At 70.7% G+C, this 23,235-nt stretch carries 19 protein-coding genes; 10 read left to right on the forward strand and 9 right to left on the reverse strand.

From position 1 onward, the window contains the following. Positions 1-26 precede the first annotated feature (26 nt). Together BLU27_RS08270 and BLU27_RS08280 are read left to right on the forward strand one after the other, a co-directional pair. Entirely contained in the window at positions 27-1,661 is a 1,635-nt protein-coding gene (locus BLU27_RS08270; protein WP_092652101.1) for a hypothetical protein, read from the forward strand. A gap of 66 nt (positions 1,662-1,727) precedes the next feature. Next, a complete protein-coding gene (locus tag BLU27_RS08280; RefSeq protein WP_157728336.1) occupies positions 1,728-3,257 on the forward strand; it encodes a hypothetical protein in 1,530 nt (509 codons plus the stop codon). On the opposite strand, the gene BLU27_RS08285 is transcribed toward BLU27_RS08280, so the two are convergent. Together BLU27_RS08285 and BLU27_RS08290 are read right to left on the reverse strand one after the other, a co-directional pair. Next, complete coding sequence (locus BLU27_RS08285; protein ID WP_092652107.1) at positions 3,233-4,477, reverse strand: MFS transporter; 1,245 nt, start codon at positions 4,475-4,477, stop codon at positions 3,233-3,235. The genes BLU27_RS08280 and BLU27_RS08285 overlap by 25 nt on opposite strands. Then, the gene (locus BLU27_RS08290; protein WP_092657380.1) at positions 4,474-5,046 is read right to left on the reverse strand and encodes a helix-turn-helix domain-containing protein; all 573 of its coding nucleotides are present in this window, start codon (positions 5,044-5,046) and stop codon (positions 4,474-4,476) included. The genes BLU27_RS08285 and BLU27_RS08290 overlap by 4 nt, the downstream gene beginning before the upstream one ends. Positions 5,047-5,225: 179 nt before the next feature. Here BLU27_RS08290 and BLU27_RS08295 point away from each other — a divergent pair, with 179 nt between their 5' ends. Together BLU27_RS08295 and BLU27_RS08300 are read left to right on the forward strand one after the other, a co-directional pair. Continuing rightward, positions 5,226-5,858: a cysteine hydrolase family protein gene (locus BLU27_RS08295; RefSeq protein ID WP_092652109.1), complete on the forward strand. Its 633-nt coding sequence runs from the start codon at positions 5,226-5,228 to the stop codon at positions 5,856-5,858. Between the two features lie 82 nt (positions 5,859-5,940). Beyond that, complete coding sequence (locus BLU27_RS08300) at positions 5,941-6,741, forward strand: class I SAM-dependent methyltransferase (RefSeq protein WP_092652111.1); 801 nt, start codon at positions 5,941-5,943, stop codon at positions 6,739-6,741. Between the two features lie 31 nt (positions 6,742-6,772). On the opposite strand, the gene BLU27_RS08305 is transcribed toward BLU27_RS08300, so the two are convergent. After that, positions 6,773-7,861 (reverse strand): mandelate racemase/muconate lactonizing enzyme family protein, encoded by a 1,089-nt coding sequence (locus BLU27_RS08305; protein WP_092652113.1) that lies wholly within the window; start codon positions 7,859-7,861, stop codon positions 6,773-6,775. 128 nt (positions 7,862-7,989) lie between these two features. On the opposite strand from BLU27_RS08305, the gene BLU27_RS08310 reads away from it, so the two are divergent. Both BLU27_RS08310 and BLU27_RS08315 read left to right on the forward strand, forming a co-directional pair. Further along, positions 7,990-8,757 (forward strand): SDR family NAD(P)-dependent oxidoreductase, encoded by a 768-nt coding sequence (locus BLU27_RS08310; protein ID WP_092652115.1) that lies wholly within the window; start codon positions 7,990-7,992, stop codon positions 8,755-8,757. A gap of 148 nt (positions 8,758-8,905) precedes the next feature. After that, on the forward strand, positions 8,906-9,730 hold the full coding sequence (locus BLU27_RS08315) for a phytanoyl-CoA dioxygenase family protein (protein ID WP_241827850.1): 825 nt from the start codon (positions 8,906-8,908) through the stop codon (positions 9,728-9,730). A 16-nt stretch (positions 9,731-9,746) separates the two neighbouring features. Here BLU27_RS08315 and BLU27_RS08320 read toward each other — a convergent pair whose 3' ends face one another. The 5 genes from BLU27_RS08320 to BLU27_RS08340 are packed head-to-tail and all read right to left on the reverse strand — an operon-like array spanning position 9,747 to position 15,434. After that, complete coding sequence (locus tag BLU27_RS08320; RefSeq protein WP_172804910.1) at positions 9,747-10,760, reverse strand: ABC transporter ATP-binding protein; 1,014 nt, start codon at positions 10,758-10,760, stop codon at positions 9,747-9,749. Next, complete coding sequence (locus BLU27_RS08325) at positions 10,757-11,779, reverse strand: ABC transporter ATP-binding protein (protein ID WP_241827851.1); 1,023 nt, start codon at positions 11,777-11,779, stop codon at positions 10,757-10,759. Before BLU27_RS08325 ends, BLU27_RS08320 begins: the two co-directional genes overlap by 4 nt. Next, positions 11,754-12,761: an ABC transporter permease gene (locus BLU27_RS08330; protein ID WP_092652119.1), complete on the reverse strand. Its 1,008-nt coding sequence runs from the start codon at positions 12,759-12,761 to the stop codon at positions 11,754-11,756. The genes BLU27_RS08325 and BLU27_RS08330 overlap by 26 nt, the downstream gene beginning before the upstream one ends. Then, on the reverse strand, positions 12,761-13,747 hold the full coding sequence (locus tag BLU27_RS08335) for an ABC transporter permease (protein WP_092652121.1): 987 nt from the start codon (positions 13,745-13,747) through the stop codon (positions 12,761-12,763). Before BLU27_RS08335 ends, BLU27_RS08330 begins: the two co-directional genes overlap by 1 nt. Before the next feature lie 13 nt (positions 13,748-13,760). Then, positions 13,761-15,434 (reverse strand): ABC transporter substrate-binding protein, encoded by a 1,674-nt coding sequence (locus tag BLU27_RS08340; protein WP_092652123.1) that lies wholly within the window; start codon positions 15,432-15,434, stop codon positions 13,761-13,763. A 276-nt stretch (positions 15,435-15,710) separates the two neighbouring features. On the opposite strand from BLU27_RS08340, the gene BLU27_RS08345 reads away from it, so the two are divergent. Beyond that, positions 15,711-17,000 (forward strand): ROK family protein, encoded by a 1,290-nt coding sequence (locus BLU27_RS08345; RefSeq protein WP_092652125.1) that lies wholly within the window; start codon positions 15,711-15,713, stop codon positions 16,998-17,000. On the opposite strand, the gene BLU27_RS08350 is transcribed toward BLU27_RS08345, so the two are convergent. Continuing rightward, positions 16,951-18,081, reverse strand: coding sequence for a tartrate dehydrogenase (locus BLU27_RS08350; RefSeq protein WP_092652127.1), 1,131 nt, complete (start codon positions 18,079-18,081; stop codon positions 16,951-16,953). The genes BLU27_RS08345 and BLU27_RS08350 overlap by 50 nt on opposite strands. Here BLU27_RS08350 and BLU27_RS08355 point away from each other — a divergent pair. The 3 genes from BLU27_RS08355 to lpdA are packed head-to-tail and all read left to right on the forward strand — an operon-like array spanning position 18,068 to position 23,209. Next, positions 18,068-19,957, forward strand: a complete 1,890-nt coding sequence (locus BLU27_RS08355; protein ID WP_241827852.1) for an ABC transporter ATP-binding protein — start codon at positions 18,068-18,070, stop codon at positions 19,955-19,957. The genes BLU27_RS08350 and BLU27_RS08355 overlap by 14 nt on opposite strands. Before the next feature lie 4 nt (positions 19,958-19,961). Continuing rightward, positions 19,962-21,782 (forward strand): ABC transporter ATP-binding protein, encoded by a 1,821-nt coding sequence (locus tag BLU27_RS08360; RefSeq protein WP_241827853.1) that lies wholly within the window; start codon positions 19,962-19,964, stop codon positions 21,780-21,782. 26 nt (positions 21,783-21,808) lie between these two features. Then, complete coding sequence (gene lpdA / locus BLU27_RS08365; RefSeq protein ID WP_092652131.1) at positions 21,809-23,209, forward strand: dihydrolipoyl dehydrogenase; 1,401 nt, start codon at positions 21,809-21,811, stop codon at positions 23,207-23,209. Positions 23,210-23,235: the final 26 nt, after the last annotated feature.

The following is a 23,235-nucleotide window of genomic DNA, read 5'->3' on the forward strand; positions in this document are numbered from 1 at the left end:
TCGGAAGCGACAGTTAGGCTCGGCCGATGATCTCCAACGGGGACTGCGACCGACTGCCCGGCCCGGCCCGGGTGATCCCTGCCCGGAGCCGCACACGCCTGCTGGCGGCCGTGTTCGCCGGCGTTCTGGCCGTCGCCGGGTGCACGTCGACGACGGCGCAGCGTGGCGATGCGGGCACCGACGCGGGCGCGGATGAGGGTGCGGGTGCGGGTGCGAAGGTGAGTGCGGACCGGTCGCAGGCCCAGGCCGTCACCGCAGAGCCGAAGGATGCGACCACTGTGGTCGACGGAACGACGGCGGCCCAACTCGCACTCGGCGCGAGCCAGGCCCTCTACAGGCGCTCCCCCGCAGTGGTCCTGGTTGCCGACGGCGACCAGGGCGGCCTGCCCCGGGCCGCTGCGGCCGCCGAGCGGCTCGGCGTACCGCTGCTGGTCACTCCGGCGGGTGGCGGCGCCCCCGCACGCACGGCGGGAGACGCGGTACGCGCCGAACTGGATCGGCTGGGGGTACGCACGGCCGTGCCGGTAGGTGCCAAGGCGACGACGTGGGCGAGGCAACACTCGGCCGGGTCGCCGGTGAAGGTGTCACCGGACGCGGCCCGCGGTGCGGAGACCGGAATCCGACCGCCCGCCCCGCTGAAGGGCCTGGTGGTCCTCGCACTCGACCAGCCCGCCAGCCGGGCGGCCACGGCCACTGCGCGTGCCGGCGGTGCGCGGGTGGTGCAGACTCGCGCCGCCGATCCGCGCGCCGAGGGCGGAACGATCAGCGCCCTGGCCGGCCACGGTGCTTCCCGCGTTCTCGCGCTGGGCAGCGCGTTCGGGCCCGCCGATCGGCTACGCGACCGCGTCGACGCGGCCGCGACCGGGGTCCAGTTGCCCGGCGGCGGCCAGCTGCTCTTTCCCGGCCGGCGCATGGTGGCGCTCTACGGCCACCCGGGCAGCACGGTTCTCGGCTCGCTCGGGCAGCAGCCGCTCGATGCCGCCATCGCCCGGGCCCGGCGGGTCGCGGCCGAATACCAGCCGCTGAGCAAGGAGAAGGTGATACCCGCCTTCGAGATCATCACCACCGTTTCCGCCGCCTCGCCCGGATCGGACGGCGACTACTCCCGCGAGACGTCGGTCACCAAGCTGCGGCCGTGGGTCGAGGCCGCGCACCGGGCCGGCATGTACGTCGTGCTGGACCTGCAACCCGGCTACACCGACTTCCTGACCCAGGCCAAGCGGTACGCCTCGCTGCTCGCGCTGCCGAACGTCGGCCTTGCCCTGGACCCGGAGTGGCGGCTCGAGCCGCCCGAGCGACCGATGAAGGTGGTCGGTTCGGTCGACGCGGCCGAAGTCAACCGCACGGCCGAATGGCTGGCGGGCTACACCCGGGAGCGTCACCTGCCACAGAAGTTGCTGATCCTGCACCAGTTCAAGCTCAGCATGATCGAGAACCGGTCCGCCGTGCACACCGACTACGACGACATCCAGGTGCTCATCCACGCCGACGGCTTCGGCACTCCGGGCGAGAAGTTCGAGACCTGGAACAAGCTGCACCGTGACGCCCCGCCCAACGTCCAGTGGGGATGGAAGAACTTCTACCGGGCGGACAGTCCGACGTTCACCCCGCGGCAGACCATGAAGGTCAGCCCGACCCCGGTCTTCGTCTCCTACCAATGACCGGGCGGGGTGAGCGCCCGCCGTCGGCCGCTTACCCCGTGACGTGGTGATCGGTAGGCTCACGTCGTGATCAGCAGGCGCACCGTAGCGGCCGCAGTGTCGGCCGCGGTGATGGCGTCCGGGGTGCTGGCCGCGTGCGGGAGCGCGTCCGCGCCGCACGGAGCGGCCGGTCGCCCGCGTGTCACCGCCACTCCGGTCCCCACGCCGACGCCGAGCGCGTCCCCGAGTCCCGTACCGGCCGCACACCTGGACTGCCGGCCGACGGTCGCCCCCACCCCGGCACCGCCTGCGAACGTGCCGCGGATCGTGGCCGTCAGGGACGACGACTGCGACCTCACTCCCGGCGGGCCGCCCGCGCGGTTCCGGGTCGACGTCACCAACCCGACCGGTCGTGCCGTGCCCGACGCAGGCCTGTCGTTCACCTACCCCTGGGGCGGGAAGGCCGACGCGCTGCGGCTTGAGTACGAGGAGAACGGCAGGTGGCGCCGGCTGGCGATGAGGTGGAACAGCCCGGACGAACCCGAACTCCTCTTCAGCGCACCGGTGCCGGTACGCCTGCGCCCGCACGAGACCCGCACCTACCACCTGCGGGTCGGCGTGCCGAAAACCTACCAAGCCGAGTACGGCATGGTGACCTTCGCCGGAATCGCCGGACTCGACCTCGGCCGCAAGGACCACCGCGACGACAGCAGCGCCCCGGGGCCGGTGTTCGCCTTGAACCCGCCCGTCGGCAGCCCGGTGAACATGACCTTGCCCGGGCCGGCGACGCCCGGTGGCGCGCCGGTCGAGTTCACCGCCACCGTCGACAACACCACCGGTCGCGCGTACGAACGGGTCGGCCTCGACCTCGGCATCGGCACCGCGGCAGCGGACCGGACGAGGCTGGAGGTACGTCGCGACGACGGCTGGCTCCGTCTCCAACTGCGACGCGTTCCGAACGAGCAGACGGTCCTCGCCTCGCCGACCGCCGACTTCGCGCTGCCGGCCAACTTCCACCGCGCCTACCGCTTCCGGCTCACCCTGGAACCCGGCGCGGTGCGGGGAAATCCCCTGGTGTCGTTCTCACTGCGGGATCGGTCCCGAGCGGGCTCCGCTACGCGGGCAGCCGAAGGCGCGGACCTGGGTACGGCGTACCGCATGCTGCACGTCCAACTCCCGAGCATCCACACACGTACGCCGAGGGGCGTCACGGTGCCGGGCACGGCGAACCTGACCGTCGGTTTCGCCAACGACACCGGCGTCTCACTTCCGCCTGTCCACGTGAGGTTGACCGTCACCAACCCACCGAACCGGGACTGGTTCGCCGTGAGCTTCCGGCCGGCCGGCAGCGGGAGGCCGTGGACGACGCTGCCCGTACGCGCGGACCCGGAAGTCTTCCACGCCTGGACGATCGACCTTCCCGCACCTCGGAAGGACAGCACCCCGACCGGGCTCCGTGCGGACTACGAGGTTCGGATCCAGGTGCGGACCTGGGACCTCGAGGTCGCCAACCTGCTGCACGTGGCGTCGGAGGTGACGCTCGCCGACGGTACGCCGGTCTCGGCCTCGACGGAGGGCGATCCGGCGCACGCCTACATCGGGGTGTCGACCCGCTGAGCGACTCCGGACCGGCGCAGGCCGCGTACCGAGGAGTCGGCGACGGTGAGCGCCACGACCACACCGAGGACGACGGCGCCGCCGACGATCACCGCCGAGGTGCCGAACACCGCTGCCAACGGGCCCGCCAGAAGCTGGCCCACCGGGACCGCGACCATCGAACCCAGCGCGTCGTAGGAAGCGACCCGGGACAGCCGGTCGGTCGGGACGTGCTCCTGCAGGGCGGTCTCCCAGCCGATGCCGAACAGGTCGGTACCCACCCCGACCAGGAAGCTGATCGCGAGCAGCGGTGCGAGGGTGGGCGTCAACCCCAGCAGCAGAAGCTCGAACACGGCGACCCCGCAGCCGAGCATGCCGACCACGAGCGGCCTGCGCGGCCGCCAGCGCAGCATCACCAGCGCGCCCACCACCAGGCCCACGCCACTGGCCGACTGGACCAGTCCCCAGCCCACCGCACCGAACGTCTCGTCGGCGACCACCGGACCGAGGGTCTGGAACGCCCCGGCGGTCACCGCGTTGAACACGCAGAACGCCGCGACGATCACCCACACCCAGCGCCTGGACACGAACTCCTGCCAGCCCACCCGCAGGTCGGCCCAGGTGGAGGACCGCTGCTGGGACTCGCGAGGGACCCCGGCCAGCCGGAGGCGAGAGATCAGCAGCGCCGCGACCCCGAACGTCACCGCGTCCACGGCCAGGCCCCAACCCGGCCCGAGGAAGCCGACCAGGGCCCCGCCCACCGCCCCGCCGCCGATCAGGGTGACGTTGCGGCTCAGGCCGTTCAGCGCGTTCGCCTGCTGGAGTTCGGATCGGTTCACCAGTTGGGGCAACAGGCCCTGCAGCGCCGGGAACGTGAACGCCGCGGCCGCGCCGTTGACCGCCTCGATCGCGGCGATCTGCCAGACCTGCGCCGTGCCCGTGAGCAGCAGGATCGCTGCCATGGACTGGGTGAGCAGACAGACCACGTTGGCCGAGACGAGTACGACGTCGCGACGGATCCGGTCGGCCACCACCCCGCCGAACAACACCAGCACGACCATCGGGATCGTCCGGGCGGCGAGCACCACGCCCAGTGTCGCGGGGGAGTGGGTGAGGTCGAGCACCGCGAACGCCACCGCGATGGGCGCGATCGCGCTGCCCAGCAGGGTGGCGAACCGGGCGCCGAGGAAGTAACGGAAGCGTTGGTGGCGCAGCGGCGCCAACGAGTGCCGGTCGATCATCGCCTGCTCTCCGTCTGTGCATTCTTACGGGCGAGCTCGAACAGCGCCATGGTCGCGTTGACCCGCATCGTGCCGGACGTGCGTGCCCGGCGGGCGTTCGTGTGCAGGAGGTTGGACGCCTCCGCGGCGAGCGCCACGGCCCGCTGCCAGGTTTCGGGGTCGACCCACAGCTCAGCGTCGGTGAGGAGCTCCGGCCGGCCGGTGCGAACCTGGTGGTGGGCGCGCCGGAGGAGTTCGTCCGCGATGGCCTGCCAGACCGGCAACTGCCGCGGGTCGACCTCGCCGGGCGGTGCCGCCGTGCCGGGCGATCCGGGCGCTCCGGGTGACCCGGGTGGGCGGACCAGATAGCGATACCTCTTCGCCACCCCACCGCGGACGTTCTCCTCACCGGCCGGCTCGAGCATGCCGGCCGACACCAGGAGCCGCAGGTGGTAGGAGGCGTTGGCGTGGGTGATGCCCAGTTCCTGGGCGAGTTCGGTCGCCGACATGGCCGCGCCCGTGAGCAGCGACAGCATGCGAAGCCTGACCGGATGGGCGACGGCCCGCATGGTCCTGATCTCCGACGGCATTCCGGGAAGGTAGCGGCTCGGCACGCCGACCGTCAAATGATTGTTGGGAGGTACGACTCCACGGGTGACTTCAGGTTGTAACCCCCGGCGTACGGGAGTTCACGTGGCGGCAACACCGGCTTCCTACCGTCCGGAGGAAGTCGTCTCGTACCTGCCACTCGCCTGGGGAAGGTGGCGCCATGAGAGCGCTCGTCGTGATCGACATGCAGAACGGCTTCTGTCATCCGGAGGGATCACTCGCGCACGTCGGGATGAAGCTCGCCGACGTGGACCAGGCCGTCCGCGCCACCGCCGAGGTGGTCGCCGACGCGCGTCGAAACCGCGTACCGGTGATCTTCACCCGGCACGTCTACCGGCCCGGCCGTGCCGACGAGGGGGCCAACGCCGCCCGGCTGAACCCGCGGCTGGCACAGTTGGACGGGCTGGTCGCCGGCACCTGGGACGGCGCGCTCGTGGCCGAACTCGGCGCGCTGCCCGACGACCTGACGGTCGACAAGGTGCGCTTCGACGCGTTCCTGTGGACCTCACTGGACCCGCTGCTGCGTGGGCTCGGGGTCAGCGAACTCGTCTTCGCCGGCGTCGTCACCAACATCTGCGTGGAGTCGACGGTCCGGTCGGCGTTCATGCACGACTACGAGGTGACGGTGCTCTCGGACTGCTGCGCGGCCCAGACGCCACGCCTGCACGAGATCTCACTGGAGGCACTGGACGCGTACGGCCTGGCAACGGTCACCTCCGTCGACGCCGGGTTCACCTTCGCCCGCGAAGCCACCGTCGAACCGCCCGCCGCGGCGATGCCCACGGTGGCCTAGGTGTGACCTGACTGAAGTGCCCCTGATTGAAGTGCCCCTAATTGAGGTGCTCCGGGGAGGCGGCCCGGTGCATGATGAGCGGATGCCTGACGATCGGCGGCTGCGGACCACGTTCGACGAGGCGGCGGTGACGTACCAGTCGGCCCGTCCCGACTATCCCGAGCAGTTGTACGCCGACCTGCTCGACGTCACCGGTTCGGAGCCTCCGGACCACCTGCTGGAGGTGGGCTGCGGCCCGGGCAAGGCCACCTTGCCACTGGCCCGGGCGGGATTCGCGATCACGGCCGTGGAGCTGGGCCCGGCGCTGGCGGAGCAGGCTCGGCGCAACCTGGCCGGCTTTCCCGACGTCGACGTCGTCACCGCGCCCTTCGAGGAGTGGCCGGGGCCGGTCGACGGAACGCGGTACTCCCTCGTCTACGCCGCGACGGCCTGGGCCTGGGTCGATCCGGCGGTGAAGTACGCGAGGGCCGCGGAGTTGCTGCGGCCGGGCGGGCACCTTGCGGTGTGGAACGCCGTGCACGGCTTCCCCGCCGGATACGACCCGTTCTTCGAGCAGATCCAGGAGGTGTACGTCGAACTCGGCGAGGACAGGCCCGGCGACAAGTGGCCCCCGCCGCCGCCGGAGGCAGCACCGGATCTGTCCGCGGAGTTGGAGGAGTCGGGCCACTTCGAGCCGGTGGCGGTGCGGCGCTACGTGTGGGGCCGCCGCTACACCGCCGATGAGTACATCGCCTTGCTGGACACGTTTTCCGGGCACATCGCGATGGGACCGGTGAAGCGGGACCGGCTGTACGGCGAGATCCGCCGACGGCTCGCGGCCCGCCCCGACGGCCGGCTGACCCGCCACTGGGTGTCGGTACTCACCGTCGGCCGGCGGCGCTGACTCACCGGCCGGCCGCAGCCGTCAGGCGACCTCACGCCACCCGGCGGTTGTCGATCGCGTCTGCATCCCACGCGATGCCGAGCCCGGGCGCGTCCGGCGCGACCGCGTGCCCGTCGACGATCCGGAGCTCCTCGGTGGTGATCGCCCGCAGCTGGGGGATGTGCTCGACGTAGGAGCCGTTCGGCACGGCGGCGGCCAGGCTCACGTGCAGCTCCATCAGGAAGTGCGGTGCCACCGCGACGTTGAACGCCTCGGCCAGGTGCGCGACCTTCAGCCAGGGCGTGATTCCGCCGATCCGGGCGACGTCCACCTGCACGATGCCGGCGGCGCCCGCCTCGAGGTAACCGCGGAACTGCCCGAGGGAGTACAACGACTCGCCCACCGCGATGGGGACCGAACTCGCCCGGGCCAGCGCCGCGTGGCCGGACACGTCGTCGGCCGGCAGCGGCTCCTCGAACCACGCGACGTCCAGCTCCTCGAACGCCCGCGCCCGCCGGGTCGCGCCGGCCACTGTCAACGACTGGTTGGCATCGACCATGATCTCCATTCCGGGCCCGAGCTCGACCCGGACGGCGGCGATGCGGGCGACGTCTTCGGCGACCCGCGGCTTGCCCACCTTGAGCTTCACCCCGAACAACCCGGCGTCGCGGGAGGCGGCCGCGCCGGCGACGAGTTCCTCGGCCGACAGGTGCAGCCAGCCGCCCTCGGTGTCGTAGACGGGCACCTGCTGCCGGAACCCACCGGCCATCCGCCACAGGGGCTCGCCCGCGCGCCGGCAGCGTACGTCCCACAGGGCGGTGTCGACGGCGGCGAGGGCGAGCGCGGTGATGACGCCGATGCTGGTCGCCCGGGTGACGGCGTACAGGTCGTTCCACCGCGCCTCGATGTCACCGGCCTCGGTGCCCACCAGCCGCGGCAGCAGGTCGTGCCGGAGCAGGGCCAGGACGGCGTGCCCGCCGGTGCCGATCGTGTAGCTGTAGCCGAGACCGGTGAGACCGTCGTCGGTGGTGATCTCGACGAACACCGTCTCCTGCTTGACGAACGACTGCACCGCGTCGGTGCGCGGCGTCTCCACCTCCAGGTCGACGAGGTATGCCGACGCGCTGACCACCTTGCTCATCCGTCCTCCACTTCTCGGCGGCGTTCCCGACCGTACCGGCAGCCGGTGACCGGGCGACAGCGTGCCGAACAGCTTCGGACGGAGCCGGATAGCTTTGGGGCGGAGTCCGGCCAACGGAAGGACAGCGCGTGAACGTCTTCGACAGCTTCAGCCTCACGGGTCGCAAGGCCCTGGTCACCGGCGGCAACCGCGGCCTGGGCAGGGCCTTCACGGTCGCGCTGGCCCGGGCCGGCGCCGAGGTCGCCTTCGTCTCCCGGCACGCCGACCGCAACAAGCAGGCCGCCGCGGAGCTGGCCGAAAGCGGCGTACCCGTGGTGCCGATCACCGGCGACATCACCGTCGCCGCCGACGTGGACCGCGCGGTGGAGGAGACCGTCTCGGCGCTCGGCGGCCTGGACATCCTGGTCAACAACGCCGGGGTGTGCTTCCACGCGCCGTCGTGGGAGGTCACCGACGAGGAGTGGGACCAGGTGTTCGATCTGAACGTCCGTGCGCTGTGGCGGTGCTGCCGGGTCGCCGGACGCCACATGGCCGCCAACGGAGGAGGCTCGATCGTCAACGTGGGTTCGATTTCCGGCATGATCGTCAACCGCCCGCAGTGGCAGCCCGCATACAACGCGTCGAAGGCGGCCGTGCACCAGTTGACGAAGTCGCTGGCGGCGGAGTGGGCGCCGCACGGCATCCGGGTCAACGCACTCGCGCCCGGTTACGTCAAGACCGAGATGGCGCCGGTGGACCGGCCGGAGTTCCGGCGGCAGTGGATCGAGGATGCGCCCCAGCAGCGATACGCCTCCCCCGAGGAGATCGCGCCGAGCGTTGTGTTCCTGGCCAGTCCGGCGGCGTCGTTCATGACCGGGTCCGTGCTCGTCGTCGACGGCGGTTACACCGTCTTCTGAGGTCGCACCCTCACGGGACTGTCCGATGGCGGACGCCCGGACGATCCGGGAAGCAGGGCGGAGGATGCTGGAGGCGCGCCCGGATCCTCCGCCCCTATGGTCGGTGGCGAACCAGGCGTACAGCCGTGCTCGGAAGAGGTGGAGACCCGTGGAACGAAAGCAGCCGACCCCGCTGGACGACTTCCTGTTCGACCTTCGTGGTTACCTCGTGCTGAAGAACGCCGTCGAGCCGGACCTCCTGGACGACCTCAACCACGCCTTCGACAACTTCCCCGAGCTCGCCCCCGGCCAGTGGTGGGGCAACGCGCAGCGCCGCGACTACACCGACGAGACCGGCTTCGAGCTGCACAACTGCGTCGAGGCCGGCGAGCCGTTCGAGCGGCTCGTCGACCACCCGTCCTGGATCAGCCTGGTCACGCACTTCGCCGGCGAGGAGAAGTGTTACGTGGAAGGCGTCTTCATCGACGAGTGCATCGCCTCCATCCGTACCTCCGGCGGCCACCACCCGGTGCACAGCGGCGGTTTCCAGGGCGCGGTGCGCGGGGCCTACCAATACAAGAACGGCGTCTTCCGCTGCGGCCAGGTGAACATCATCCTGGCGCTCACCGACGTGCGCGAGGGTGACGGCGCGACGATGGTCGTCCCGGGCAGCCACAAGTCGAACTTCCCGCACCCGCTGGCCGGTGACTACGCGGCCGGGGACCGGATGGACACCCTGGAGGGCGCGGTCCCGCTGTATCTGGAGAAGGGCGACGCGCTGCTGTTCGTGGACGGGCTGATGCACGGTGGGAGCAGTCGCACCAACCCGGGCGAGCGCCGGGTCCTCATCTACCGCTACGGCCCCTCGTGGGCGCGGACGAGGTTCAACTACGAGTACTCCCAGGAACTGCTGGACCGGCTGACTCCGGAACGGCGGCAGATCCTGCAGCCGGTCGCCCCGGCCCGTCCGCCGGTGGCGCAGCCCGTCCCCTGATCAGCCCGATCCCTGATCAGCCGGACTTGTGCAGGGCCGCGACGTGGCAGGCGGCGGAGTGGCCCGGGGTCAGCTCACCCAGTGGTGGCGTGACGGTCTCGCACACCGGGATCGCCAGCGGGCACCGCGGCCGGAACCTGCAGCCCTCCTCGGGGTCGACGACCCGCGGCGGCTCGCCGTAGTCGTCGGGGCCGCTCTCCTCCCGCATCGCGTCCGGGTCCGGTGCGGCCGACAGCAGCAGTTGGGTGTACGGATGACGCGGGTCGGCGAGCACCTGCTCGGCGGGCCCGCTCTCCACCACCTGTCCGGCGTACATCACCATCATCCGGTCGGCGACGTACCGCGCGCTGGCCAGGTCGTGGGTGATGTAGAGGAACGACACGTCCTCCTGCTCGCGCAGCCTCGCCATCAGGTTGAGCAGCCCGATCCGGATCGAGACGTCCAGCATCGACACCGGCTCGTCGGCCAGGATCACCTCCGGCCGGCAGGCCAGCGCCGCGGCGAACCCGACCCGTTGCCGCTGACCGCCGCTCAGTTCGTGCGGGTACTTCCGCATCACCTCACCGGGCGGGGTGAGGCCCACCAGGCCGAGCAGGCGTTCGGCCTCCTCCCGCCGCTCGGTCGCGGACAGGTCGCCGCGGTGCAGCCGCAGCGACCGCAGGATCGCGTGCGAGACGGGGTAGACCGGGCTCAGTGAGCTGTAGGGGTCCTGGAAGACCATCTGGACCCGGCGGCGGTAGTCCAGGCGTTGCCGCCGGCCACGCAGCGAACCGACCGGCCGGCCGTGGTAGTGGATCTCACCCGCGGTGACCGGGTGGAGCAGGGCGAGCAGTCTCGCCACCGTGCTCTTGCCGCTGCCACTCTCACCCACCAGTGCGACGATCTCGCGCCGCCCGATCGTGAGGTCCACCCCGTCCACGGCGTGCAGGGTGTTGCGGCCCAGCCGGCCGCCGACCCGGAAGTGGCGGGTGAGGTTGGTGGCCCGCAGCACCGGGCCATTCGGATGCGGTGGCGTCGCTGCGGCGGTCATCGCGGCTCCTGGTGCTCGGGTGCGCCGGGTCCGTAGAGATGGCACCGGACGAGTTCGGTGGCGCCGACCTGGTACGGCGGCGGGTCCTCCCGGCAGATGTCCATCACCTTCGGACAGCGCGGCTGGAAACGGCAGCCACGCGGCGGGTGCCGCAGGTCCGGCGGAGCGCCCGGGATGCCGGTCAGCTCCCGGCGCTCACCGCGCAGGGAGGGGAACGCGCCGAGCAGGCCCACGCTGTACGGATGCCGGGCGTGCGCGAACACCTCGCGGGTCGGGCCCAGCTCGACCAGCTGCCCGGCGTACATGATCGCCAGCCGGTCGGAGTAGTGGCTGACCAGAGACATGTCGTGGGTGACGAACACGACCGCGAACCCGAACTCCTCCTGCAGCGCCTTGACCCGCCGCATCAGCGACCGCTGCGCCACCACGTCGAGCGCGGACGTCGGCTCGTCCATGATGATCAGGTCGGGCCGGAACACCAGCGCCATCGCGATCATCGCGCGCTGCCGCATCCCGCCGGACAGCTGGTGGGGGTAGCTGGTCAGGTGGATCGGGTCGATGCCCACCAGCCGCAGCACCTCCTCCGACCGCTGCCGCATCTGCGCGGCCGGAACGCGTTCGTGCGCGGCCATCGCGTCGCGCAGTTGGGCGCCGATGCTGAGTACGGGATTGAGCGCGTTCATCGCGCTCTGCATCACCACGGAGTAGTCGCGCCAGCGGATCGGGCGCAGCTCGTCCTCGGTGAGCCGGACCATCTGGTGCCCGGCGAAGTCGACCTGCCCGGACACGATGCGCGCGGGCGGGCTGAGCAGCCGGGCGACGGCGTAGAGCAAGGTGGACTTGCCACACCCTGACTCGCCGACGATGCCCACGAACTCGCCCCGGCGCACCCGCAGGCTCACCTGGTCGACCGCCCGGACCGGCTCGTGCATGCCGTACTCGACTACCAGGTCGGTGATGTCAAGCAGTGGTTGACGCGGATCCGGTGTGGTGTCAGGGCTGCTGGACAGCGTTCGCACCGGCCACCTCCTTCCGGTCCGGCCGAGGCCGGCGCCGTCGCGGCGGGCGCAGGGCGGGGTTGCTCACCTCGTCGAAGGCATAGTTGATCAGCGAGAAGCTGGCACCGAGCAGCGCGATGCACAGGCCGGGGGCGAGGTCCCACAACGGCGTTCCTGCCTGCAGGGCCTCGTTGTTCTCCGCCCAGTGCATCATCGAGCCCCAGCTGATCGAGGTGATGTCGCCGAGCCCGATGAACTGCAGGCCGGCGACCGCCAGCACGCCGTACACCGCGGCGCCGAGGAAGTTGGCCACCAGCAGCCCCGACATGGTGGGCAGGATCTCGAAGACGACGGTGTAGGAGGTGCGCTCGCCACGCACCCGCGCCGCGTCCAGGAACTCCCGGTTGCGCAGCGACAGCGCCTGCGCTCGGAACTGCCGGGCGCCGTAGGCCCAGCTGGTCACCGCGATCACGCCGACCATCACCATGATGCCGCCGCCGCGGATGTAGGACGAGATGACGATCAGCAGCGGCAGGCCCGGGATCACCAGGAAGATGTCGGTGAGCAGGGACAGGCCGTGGTCGACGAGGTTGCCGACGTACGCCGCACCCACGCCGATGAGTGCGGACACCACGGTCGCCACCCCGCCGACGAGGAACGCGATCAGCAGCGACTGCCGGGTGCCGTACACCAGTTGGGAGAAGACGTCCTGGCCGTACGTCGTGGTGCCCAGCCAGTGCGCGCCGCTGGGGCCGACACCGCGGCCGTAGTCGGTGGCGTGCGGGTCGTACGGCGCGATCAGCGGCGCGAACACGGCCACCAGAACGAACATCCCCAGGACGGCGGCACCGGTGAGGGCCTTGGGATTGTGCGCGATCGAGCCGAGCAACTGCCCGATCGCACTCCGGTGACGGTTGTCGTCCTCTTGGGCGGCGGCCTCGACGGCGGTGGCGGCGTCGTCGGTACTGCCGGTGCCGCTGGTGTGGCTGAGGTCGGTGCTCATCACGCCCTGCCCCGGGTCCGCGGGTCGAGGACGTACGTCACGGCGTCGGCGATCAGGACCGAGACCAGCGTCGCGGCGGTGATGAGCAGGAACAGCGCCTGCATCAGCGGGTAGTCCTGCCCGGTCACCGCCTGCACCAGCAGGTAGCCGACCCCCGGATAGGTGAACACCAGCTCCACCAGCAGCGCGCCGCTGATGACGAAGCCGAGCGACATGGCGAACCCGGTGAGGTTGGGCAGGATCGCGTTGCGGCTGGCGTACTGCAGCATGATCCGGCCCGAGGGCAGCCCCTTCGCCCGCGCCATCTTCACATAGTCCTCCGACAGCACGCCGATCATCGTGTTGCGCATGGTGAGAATCCAGCCGCCGATCGAGGTCAGCACGATCACCGTGGCCGGCAGCAGGGCGTGGGAGACGATCTGGCTGATCGTCTGCCAGTTGAACGACAACTGGCCCGCGGTGATGTCGTACCCGAACCCGATCGGTGCCCACGGAAGCAGGACGCCGAAGACGTACAGGAACAGCAGTCCCACCCAGAAGAACGGCAGCGCGCCCACCACGATGAAGACCGGCGGCAGCACGCTGTCGAGCACCCCGCCGCGCCGCCAGGCCGCGACCGCGCCCAGCAGGGTGCCGAGCACGAACGCGAGGATCGTGGTGACCCCGACCAGTCCCAGCGTCCACGGGATCGCGATCGAGATCACGCTGGTCACGCTGTCGGGGAAGTAGGTGATGGAGGAGCCGAAGTCGAACCTGAACACCTGGCCCCAGTAGGAGATGTACTGCTTCCACAGGGGTTCGTGGGTGTTCAGGCCCAGCATCACCTCCAGCGAGTGTCGTCGGGAACCGGTGATCTGGCCCTTCATCCGGGCCATCATCTGCTGGATCGGGTCTCCGGGCATCATCCTGGGCAGCAGGAAGTTGATGCTCACCGCTGCCCAGAACGTGACGACGAAGAACTCCAGCCGGCGGATCAGTCGGGGCATGCCTTCGCCTTCGTCACTTCTGCACGGGCTCGAGGTTGAGCAGGACGACGCCCCAGTCGGGCGCGGCGTAAGGCGCCGGGTTGGCGTAGGGGTTCTGCTTCGTCGGCCAGTTGGTGAACCTCGTGCTGTCCATCTGGCTCCACGAGACCGACTGGGTGACCGGGATGACCGGTACCTGTTCCAGCATCACCTGCTCCAGTTGCTTGACCACGCCGATCTGGGCCTGCTTGTCGGTCATCGTGTCGTACTTGCGGATCAGGGCGTCGGTGGCGTCGTCCTTCCAGCGTTCGTAGTTGCGGCTGGTGTCCTGCCCGACGGGCTTGGCGTAGGCGCCGTAGAGGACGTCGCGGAGTTCGTAGTACGGCGTCGGACCGGAGCTGGCCGACATGTACGCCAGGTCGAACTGACCCTGGCTCAGCCGGCGGTTGTACTCGTTGCCGTTGAGGTTGAGCGCCTCCACCGTGATGCCGGCCTTCTTGAAGCTCGCCGTGAGCACCTGCACCGCGGCCACCCAGTCGGTGAAGCCGCCGTTGTTGATGATGCTCAGCTTGAACGGCTTGCCGTCCGGCGTCTTGAACATCCCGTCCGGACCCTTGGTGAAGCCGGCCGCCTGGAGCCTGCTCGCCACCTTCGCCGGATCGAAACCGTAGGCGTACTTCGACACCGCGGCCTGGTCCAGCCAGTCCTTGAACGTGGGGGTGGGGATCGCGGCCTGGTTGGCCGGCGGCTGGTAGCCGTACATCGCGTCGCTGGACACCTTGTCCCGGTCGACGGCGTACGACAGCGCCTGGCGGACCCGCTTGTCACCGAGGTAGGGCTTGGCGCTGTTGATGCCGATGTAGACGTTGCCGCTCGGCGGATACCAGTACTTGCGGTGTGCCTTGTCCTTGGCGACCCAGTAGTTGTCGATGTTCGGGACGAACTGGCCGCCCCAGTCGCCCTTGCCCTGCGCGAGGTAGCGGTTGGCCGGCTGGTTGTCGACGAAGGCGGGGTAGAGCACCTTGTCGACCTTCGGCTTGCCCTTCTGCCAGTACTTGGTGTTCTTGGTGTAGGTGACGGCCTGCGGTGTGCACGAGCCGATGGTGTACGGCCCGGTGCCGACCGGCTTGCGCATCATCTCCTTCACCGGGTCCTTGACCTTGCTCCACACGTGTTCGGGAAGGATCCAGGTCTGGCCGGCGATGTAGTAGAACGACGACGTGGACACCCGCTTGAACCGGAACCTCACCGTCGTGTCGTTCACCGCGGTCACGCTGTCGAGGACGCCCTCGCCCCACAGGGCGTAGCTGTCCAGCGCGTCGTTGGCCTTGGCGGCGTTGAAGGTGTAGGCGACGTCCTTGGCGGTGAACGGCTTTCCGTCGGTCCACTTCACCCCCGACCGTGTGGTGAAGGTGAGCTCCTTGCGGTCCGGGCTCCACTTGTAGCCCGTGGCAAGCCACGGTTTCTCCTTGCCGGTCAGGGTGTTGACGTAGATCAGCGGCTCCCACACCGCGCCGGCGGTCTGCCCCGAGGCGGGCGCATAGGGGTTGAAGTTGCAGGTCCACAAGGCGCCGGAGGCGTTCACCACCGACAGTGTGCTGGCACCGGCGGAGCTGCCGCCCTCACCGGACTGCCCGCCGCAGGCGGTCGCGGCCAGAGCGAGGCCGCACGCACCCACGAGAAGTCGTACAACTGCCGATCGTTTCATCGCGTCCTCACCGTCTGTGCCTGCGCGCCGGGACGGGCGTACCTGGAGATCTGGTGCAGCGGAACTGGTGTGCAGCGTCGGATCGATCTTCTGTGCAGGTCGAGATTCGCGCTCCGGCCGGTCGATAGCAAGCCTTGTTTAGGTAAAGGCCTTGTGAAATTACTGGCCGCTTCCGTCGCCCGGGCACTGGCGGCCGCCCCCGGTCGTGATGCTGGTGACCACTGCCAGGTGTCGGCAGCGCATCGGTCGAGGTTCGCCACGAAGGAGTGAGGACACTTGCAGGTAAGCGACCCCGCGACGCCGGCTCTGCTGCGGCGCATCAACGCGCGCACGGTGCTGGACACCCTGCGCATCACCGCGGCCGACCAGAGCGTCGCGGAGGTCGCCGCCCGCACCGAACTGTCGCGGCCCACCGTCGACGCGGCGATGGCCGACCTCGTGCGGCTCGGTGCCGTGGTGGAGGCGAGCGGTCCCGCGTCCACACCAGCCCGGCCGCGGCGCGGGCGGCCGGCCCGGAGGTTCTGCTTCCGTGCCGACGCGGGCCACCTGCTCGGGGTGGACGTCGCCGAGGAGTCGGTGCACGCTGTCGTCGCCGACCTGGCCGGCGACCTGGTCGCCGAACGCACCCGCGGGGTCGGCCGGGACGCCGGACGCCGGCTTCGGCTCCGGGCGGTGCGGGCGACCGTACGGGCGGCGCTGGCCGCCGCCGGTGTGCGCACCGGCGACGTGCTGACCGCCGTGGTCGGCACGCCCGGCACGGTGGACGCCGACACCGGCCGGGTGCGCTTCTGCACGGCGCTGCCGGATTGGTCCGACCTGGACCTCGCCCGGTCGGTGTCGTCGGCGTTCGGCTTCCCGGTACTGGTGGAGAACGACGCCAACCTGGCCGCGGTCGGCGAGGCGTGGCGGGGAGTGGCCGTGGGCTGCCGCGACATCGCGTTCCTGCTGCTGGGTTCTCGTACGGGCGCGGGATTCGTGGTCGACGGGCGGCTGCTGCGCGGGCACGGTGGCGGAGCCGGGGAGCTCGGTTTCCTCGACCTGTGGGAGGAGTCGCGCACGGCCCGCGGTGACGTGGCCGAGGTCAGCGCGGAGCTGGTGGCGGAGTTCGTCGGCTGGGGGAGCCGCCGACCCAGCCGGCACAGCCTGCGCCGGCCCGAGGACCGGGAGAGCCTGTCCTGGGGCGTGGAGACCAGGCCGCTGATCGAGGCGGCGTCCGGCAGGTCCCGAGAGGCACGTGCGGCACTGGAACGCTTCGTGGCCGGAGCCGGATACGGGCTGGTGACGGTGGCGTTGCTGGTGAGCCCCGAGCTCGTCGTCGTCGGCGGCGGCACCGCGGCCGACGAGGTGCTGGTGGATCCGCTGCGCCGGATCACCCACCGGTTGCTGCGCGGCCGGATGGCGAGCCCGCCTCGGGTGGAGGCCTCAGCTCTCGGCGAGCGGGCGGTGGTGCTCGGCGCGGTCCGCCGTGGCCTGGACGACGTGGAACCCCGCCTGCTCGACTGGTTCGAGTCCCGGGTCAGCGCTGAGCGGGAGCCTCGCCGAGGTGCCGCGCGACCGCGTCGGTGAACTCCTCCGTGCCGGCCGTTCCGCCGAGGTCGGGCGTACGGACGCCGGCGGCGAGCACGGCCTCGAACGCCGCGACCACGTCCGCGGCGGCGGCCGGCTCACCCAGGTGGTCGAGCATCATCGCACCGGCCCACATCTGGCCGACCGGGTTGGCGACGCCCTGCCCGGCGATGTCCGGCGCGGATCCGTGCACCGGTTCGAACATCGACGGGTGGTCGCGCTCGGGATTGAGGTTGGCGCTCGGCGCGACCCCGATCGACCCGGCGATCGCGCCCGCGAGGTCGGAGAGGATGTCGCCGAACAGGTTGGACGCCACGATGACGTCGAACGCCGTCGGCGCCAGCACCAGCTTCGCCGCCATCGCGTCCACCAGGATCTTCTCCAGCCGTACGCCCGGACGACCGGCAAGCGTCTGCTCCACCACCTCGTCCCAGAAGGGCATAGTGTGCACGATGCCGTTGGACTTGGTGACGGAGGTGACCAGGCCGCGCCGCCCGGCGGCGAGTTCGGCCGCGAACGCCGCCACCCGGGTGATGCCCGCCCGGGTGAACACCGCCTCCTGGATCGCCGCCTCGGCCGGCTCACCCCGGTAGATCCGCCCGCCGACCTCTGAGTACTCGCCCTCGACGTTCTCCCGCACGATCACCAGGTCCATGGTGTCCGCGCCACGCACCGGGCTCGGCGCGCCGGGCAGCGTACGCACCGGCCGGAGGTTGACGTACTGGCTGAACCTGCGCCGGATCGGGATCAGCAACCCCCACAGGGTCTCGGTGTCGGGGATGTCCGGCGCGCCGACCGCGCCGAGGAAGATGGCGTCGTGCGCGTGCAGCCGGTCCAGGCCATCCGGCGGCATCATCGCGCCGTGCCGGCGGTAGTGGTCCGAGCCCCAGTCGTACTCCGTCCAGGCCAACCCGAAGCCGTGCCGGGCGGCGGCGAGGTCCAGGCAACGGATCGCGGCCGGCACCACCTCGCGGCCGATGCCGTCACCGGCGATGACGGCGACGTCGTGCGTGCGTGGGTTCGTAATACCGTTGTGCCTGTCGGTGGTGGCCGTTACGGTCCTCGGCGTGTTCGCACTCATCGGGTATGCCTACCAGGTCGCCCGCCGCAACACCCTTCTGACGCTCGGCCTGGCCGTCTCCTCCTCCGTTCTCGGCGTTCTGCTCACCTACCTCGTCGGGCAGGTCGTCGGCGCGGTGCCCGATGTCGTCGCGGACAGGTCCGCGGCGATGTCCCTCGCCGGCTTCGGGTTTCTGCTCGCGGCGATGCTGGTGGTGTTCGTCGCCCAGAGCACGCTTCCCGCCCTCACCCAGGTCACGCAGTGGAACCTCTCCAACCGGGTCGCCCGCGACATCGGCGTCCGCGTCATCGACCCGCTCCTCGCGCCCCGCCGCATCCACCACCTGGAAGACCCGCAGGTGCAGGACGAACAGGAACGCGCCAAGGGCAAGGAGGGGTACCAGGTCAGCAACGGCCTGCACACCCTGCCCGGGCTGGTGTCCAGCCGGCTCACGTTGCTGGGTTCGGCCGTTCTGGTCGGCCGGACGTTCTCCTGGCCGGTAGCGGTCGTGCTGGCCGCCGTGACCTTCCTGATGGAGTGGGACCGCCGCCGGGTGGTGGAGCGCGAGATCGACTCCTGGTGGGGACTCACCGAGGGGCAGCGACGCACGTGGTACCTCTTCGACCTCGGCATGAAGGACGCGCCGAAGGAGTTGCGGGTGTTCGGTCTCAACCGCTGGCTGGTCGAACGCCACCTGCGGGAGTGGCTGGACGCGATGCGGCCGGTGTGGGCGGCCCGGCGCAAGGGCACGGTGGCGGCCGCCGGCGCGGCGGTGGTGCACCTGGCCGCGCACGCGGTCGCGGTGGTGCTGGTCGCCCGGGCGGCTCTGGCCGGTGACCTGCCGCTGACCCAGGTGGCCACCGCGGTCCCCGCGATCCTCGCCGTCGGCATGTCGTACAACGGTTTCGCCGCGGTGCAGGTGCGGCGGGCACAGACCGCCCTTCGCGCGTTGCGTGAGCTTCCGGGGTTCATCGCCGAACGCCACCCCGAGCAGACCGCGGGCAAGGTCGGCGGCCTGGGCGACGGCGCACCCGACGTCAGCGTGATGCCACGGGAGTGCGTCCGGTTCGAGGACGTCAGCTTCCGTTACCCGGGCGCGGCGGAGGACGCGGAGGTGCTGTCGGGACTCGACCTGGAGATCCGGGCCGGCGAGGCACTGGCCCTGGTCGGGGTCAACGGCGCCGGGAAGTCCACGCTGGTCAAGCTCCTCGCCGGCGTCTACCAGCCCACATCGGGCCGGATCACCGTGGACGGCGTCGACCTGCGCGACCTCGACCTGGCCCGGTGGCAGCGGCGGATCGCCGCCATCGTGCAGGACTTCCTGCGGTTCCCGCTGTCGGCCACCGACAACGTCGTACTCGGCGCGGTCGAGCACGCCGGACCGCCCGGCTCGTCGCCTGCGGTCGACCCCGGGGATGCGGTGGGCCGGGTGGCCGCCGAGGCCGGGATCACCGACGTCGTCGCCCGGCTTCCCTCCGGATGGAACACCGTGCTGGACAAGACCTACACCGGTGGCGTGGACCTGTCCGGCGGAGAGTGGCAGCGGGTCGCCCTGGCGCGCGCGCTGTTCGCGGTCGACGCCGGAGCCGGGGTGCTCGTCCTCGACGAGCCGGCCGCCGCGCTGGACGTCCGTGCCGAGGCCGAACTCGTCGAGCGCTACCTCGACCTGACCTCGGGGCTCACCTCGCTGATCATCTCCCACCGTTTCTCGGTCGTACGGGACGCGCACCGGATCTGCGTGCTGGAGGACGGCCGGATCGTCGAGTCCGGCACACACGAGCAGTTGCTGGCCACCGGCGGGCGGTACGCCGACATGTTCACGTTGCAGGCCGAGCGGTACGCCGTGGCCGACCTGGCCGAGGTGGCCGAGGTGGCCGAGGTAGAGGGGAGGGCCTGAGACCGTGACCGACAAGAAGGCGGCGGACCGCTCGCTGCCGCTGCCGGAGGCGGTCCGGGCCGTACGCCTGTGGGCGGTCACCGCCTTCCGCGCGGCCCCGCTGCTGGTCGTCGTCCAGTGCCTGCTCGCCATTCTGCAGGCGGTGACCGCGCCGGCCCAGACGTACGGCGTGAAACTCCTCGTCGACGGGCTGACCGGGCGGGACGCGGCCACCATCTGGCTGGGCTCCGCCGTCATCCTCGGCGGGTTCGCGGTGAGCTTCGTCGGGACGGTCGTCAGCATCCCGATCCAGGACACCACCGCCGAACGCGTCGCCGGCCGGGTCTACCGCGACCTGCTCGACGTCACCGTGTCGATCCCGAGCATCACCCACCACGAGGATCCGGAGGTGGCCGACCGGCTGGAGCTGATCCGGGAGCAGGCGTGGCGGCTCGGCATGAGCTTCGAGATGCTGCTGTTCGCCATCGGGATCGGCGCCAACACCGTCGCGGTCCTCGGCCTGCTCGGCTCGGTCCACCCGGCGCTGTTGCTGCTTCCGCTGCTCGGCCTCGGCCGGGTGTGGTCGTCGTACCGGAACATCCGCCGGGTGCAGGACGCGATCGAGGAGACCGCGCCACGCCACCGGATGATCGACCGGCTGATCGAGATCTCCAAGGACGCCCGCAACGGCCTGGAGGTCCGGGTCTTCGGGCTGCGGCCGGTGCTGGTCGACCGGCTCGCCCGGTTGCACGACGAGGTGTTCGACATCCAGGCCACCGCGCTGCGCAGGGGAGCCCTGCTCGACAGCGTGGTGCGGGCCGCCTTCGGCGTCGTCTACGCCGCGGCGATCGTGTGGGTGCTGGCACGGGCGCGTTCCGGCCAGTTCAGCGCCGGCGACGTCGTACTCCTCATCCTGGTCGCGCCGCAGGTGGACCAGCTGGCCGGCGGCCTGGCCGGGAACGTCTACTGGATGGGCGAGATCCTGCGCAGCTTCGGCCGCTACGACTGGCTGCGGGAGTACGCCGCCCGCAACTCCTGGTCGGACAGCCGTGCGCCCGCACCGCCCCGGTTGACCGAGGGGATCAGCTTCCGCGGCGTCGGGTTCCGCTATCCCGGCTCGGAGCAGGCCACCCTGCACGACGTCGACCTGGACCTCCCGGCCGGCTCGACCGTCGCGCTGGTCGGCGAGAACGGCGCCGGAAAGACCACACTCGTGAAGCTGCTGGCCAGGTTGTACGACCCCACGACGGGCTCGATCCGCGTCGACGGCACCGACCTGCGTGACATCGACCCGGCGGGGTGGCGACCCCGGATCTCGGCGGGTTTCCAGGACTTCGTGAAGTTCCAGTTCACCGCCCGGGAGGTGGTGGCCATCGGCGACACCGAACGGATGGACGACGAGCACGCGGTGGCGGCAGCCATCAGGCGCGGCGACGCCGAGGCGGTGGTGGAGAAGCTGCCCCGAGGTCTGGACACCCAGCTGGGCAGGAAGTTCTCCGAGGGCGTGGACCTGTCCGGCGGGCAGTGGCAGCGGCTCGCCCTGGCCCGCGCGTTCATGCGGGAGCGCACGTTGCTGTTGCTGCTCGACGAACCCACCGCGGCACTCGACCCCGAGGCCGAGCACGTGCTGTTCGAACGGTTCGCGCAGGCGTCCCGGCTCGCGGCCGCGGAGACCGGCGGTGTGACCATCCTGGTGTCCCACCGGTTCTCCACCGTCCGGATGGCCGACCTGATCGTGGTGATGGCCGACGGGCGGGTCGCCGAGGTCGGCTCGCACGAGGAGTTGGTGGCCCTGGGCGGCCGGTACGCCGAGCTGTTCCGGATGCAGGCCCGTGCCTACCGCTGACCAGGGGGCGAGCTACCGTCTTGGGCATGTCGACACACTTTGACGTGGTGGTGCTGGGTTCGGGTCCGGGCGGCTACACGGCGGCGGTACGAGCCGCGCAACTCGGTAAGAAAACCGCGGTCGTGGAGGAGAAGTTCTGGGGCGGCGTCTGCCTCAACATCGGCTGCATCCCGTCCAAGGCGCTGCTGCGCAACGCCGAGCTGGCCAACCTCGTCACCCGGGAGGCCAAGGCGTTCGGCATCTCGGCCGACGGTGAGGTACGAGTCGACTACGGTGCGGCGTACACCCGCAGCCGGAAGGTCGCCGACGGGCGCGTCAAGGGCGTCCACTACCTCATGAAGAAGAACTCGATCACCGAGTACGACGGCCGCGGCACCTTCACCGACCCCCACACCATCCGGGTCGACAAGACCGACGGCGGCACCGAGACGATCACCTTCGACAACTGCATCATCGCTGTCGGCGCGGAGACCCGGCTGCTCCCGGGCACCTCCCTCAGCGACCGGGTGGTGACCTACGAGGGGCAGATCCTCAGCGAGGAGCTCCCGGGCAGCATCGTCATCGCCGGCGCGGGCGCGATCGGGGTGGAGTTCGCGTACGTCCTGAACGCCTACGGCGTGAAGGTCACCATCGTGGAGTTCCTCGACCGCGTGGTGCCCACCGAGGACGCCGAGGTGTCCGCGGAGCTCAACCGCAGGTTCCGCAAGCTCGGCATCGACATCCTCACCTCGACCCGGGTGGAGTCGATCGACGAGAGTGGCGACCAGGTGGAGGTGCTCGTCACCCGCAACGGCGAGAAGCAGACCCTGAAGGCCGACAAGGTGCTGCAGGCGATCGGCTTCGCGCCCCGGGTCGAGGGCTACGGCCTGGACGCCACCGGGGTCGAGCTGACCGACCGCGGCGCGATCGCCGTCGACCGGCGCGGCCGCACCAGCGTGCCGCACATCTTCGCCATCGGCGACGTGACCGCCCAGCTGATGCTCGCCCACGCCGCGGAGGCGATGGGCATCGTGGCGGCGGAGACGATCGGCGACGCGGAGACGCAGGAGCTCGAGTTCGTGATGATCCCGCGGGCCACCTACTGCCAGCCGCAGATCGCGAGCTTCGGGCTCACCGAGGAGCAGGCCCGCGCGGCCGGCCACGACGTCAAGGTGGCGAAGTTCCCGTTCACCGCCAACGGCAAGGCACACGGGCTCGGCGACCCGGGCGGCTTCGTGAAGATCCTCAGCGACAACAAGTACGGCGAACTGCTCGGCGCCCACATCATCGGCCCGGACGCCAGTGAGCTGCTGCCGGAGCTGACCCTGGCCCAGCAGTGGGACCTCACCGTCAACGAGATCGCCCGCAACGTGCACGCCCACCCGACGCTCGGGGAGGCCGTCAAGGAGGCGATCCACGGGCTCGCCGGTCACATGATCAACATGTGAGCCGCCGTCGTTCGGCGACGGTCCCG

Source organism: Actinopolymorpha singaporensis, from assembly GCF_900104745.1.
GTDB classification, from domain to species: Bacteria; Actinomycetota; Actinomycetes; order Propionibacteriales; family Actinopolymorphaceae; genus Actinopolymorpha; species Actinopolymorpha singaporensis.

Coding starts and splice junctions, on each gene's coding strand:
- BLU27_RS08270 (WP_092652101.1), top strand. CDS start 27: ATGATCTCCAACGGGGACTGCGACCGACTGCCCGGCCCGGCCCGGGTG.
- BLU27_RS08285 (WP_092652107.1), bottom strand. CDS start 4,477: ATGATCGACCGGCACTCGTTGGCGCCGCTGCGCCACCAACGCTTCCGT.
- BLU27_RS08290 (WP_092657380.1), bottom strand. CDS start 5,046: ATGCCGTCGGAGATCAGGACCATGCGGGCCGTCGCCCATCCGGTCAGG.
- BLU27_RS08295 (WP_092652109.1), top strand. CDS start 5,226: ATGAGAGCGCTCGTCGTGATCGACATGCAGAACGGCTTCTGTCATCCG.
- BLU27_RS08300 (WP_092652111.1), top strand. CDS start 5,941: ATGCCTGACGATCGGCGGCTGCGGACCACGTTCGACGAGGCGGCGGTG.
- BLU27_RS08305 (WP_092652113.1), bottom strand. CDS start 7,861: ATGAGCAAGGTGGTCAGCGCGTCGGCATACCTCGTCGACCTGGAGGTG.
- BLU27_RS08320 (WP_172804910.1), bottom strand. CDS start 10,760: ATGACCGCCGCAGCGACGCCACCGCATCCGAATGGCCCGGTGCTGCGG.
- BLU27_RS08330 (WP_092652119.1), bottom strand. CDS start 12,761: ATGAGCACCGACCTCAGCCACACCAGCGGCACCGGCAGTACCGACGAC.
- BLU27_RS08335 (WP_092652121.1), bottom strand. CDS start 13,747: ATGCCCCGACTGATCCGCCGGCTGGAGTTCTTCGTCGTCACGTTCTGG.
- BLU27_RS08340 (WP_092652123.1), bottom strand. CDS start 15,434: ATGAAACGATCGGCAGTTGTACGACTTCTCGTGGGTGCGTGCGGCCTC.
- BLU27_RS08350 (WP_092652127.1), bottom strand. CDS start 18,081: ATGAGTGCGAACACGCCGAGGACCGTAACGGCCACCACCGACAGGCAC.
- lpdA (WP_092652131.1), top strand. CDS start 21,809: ATGTCGACACACTTTGACGTGGTGGTGCTGGGTTCGGGTCCGGGCGGC.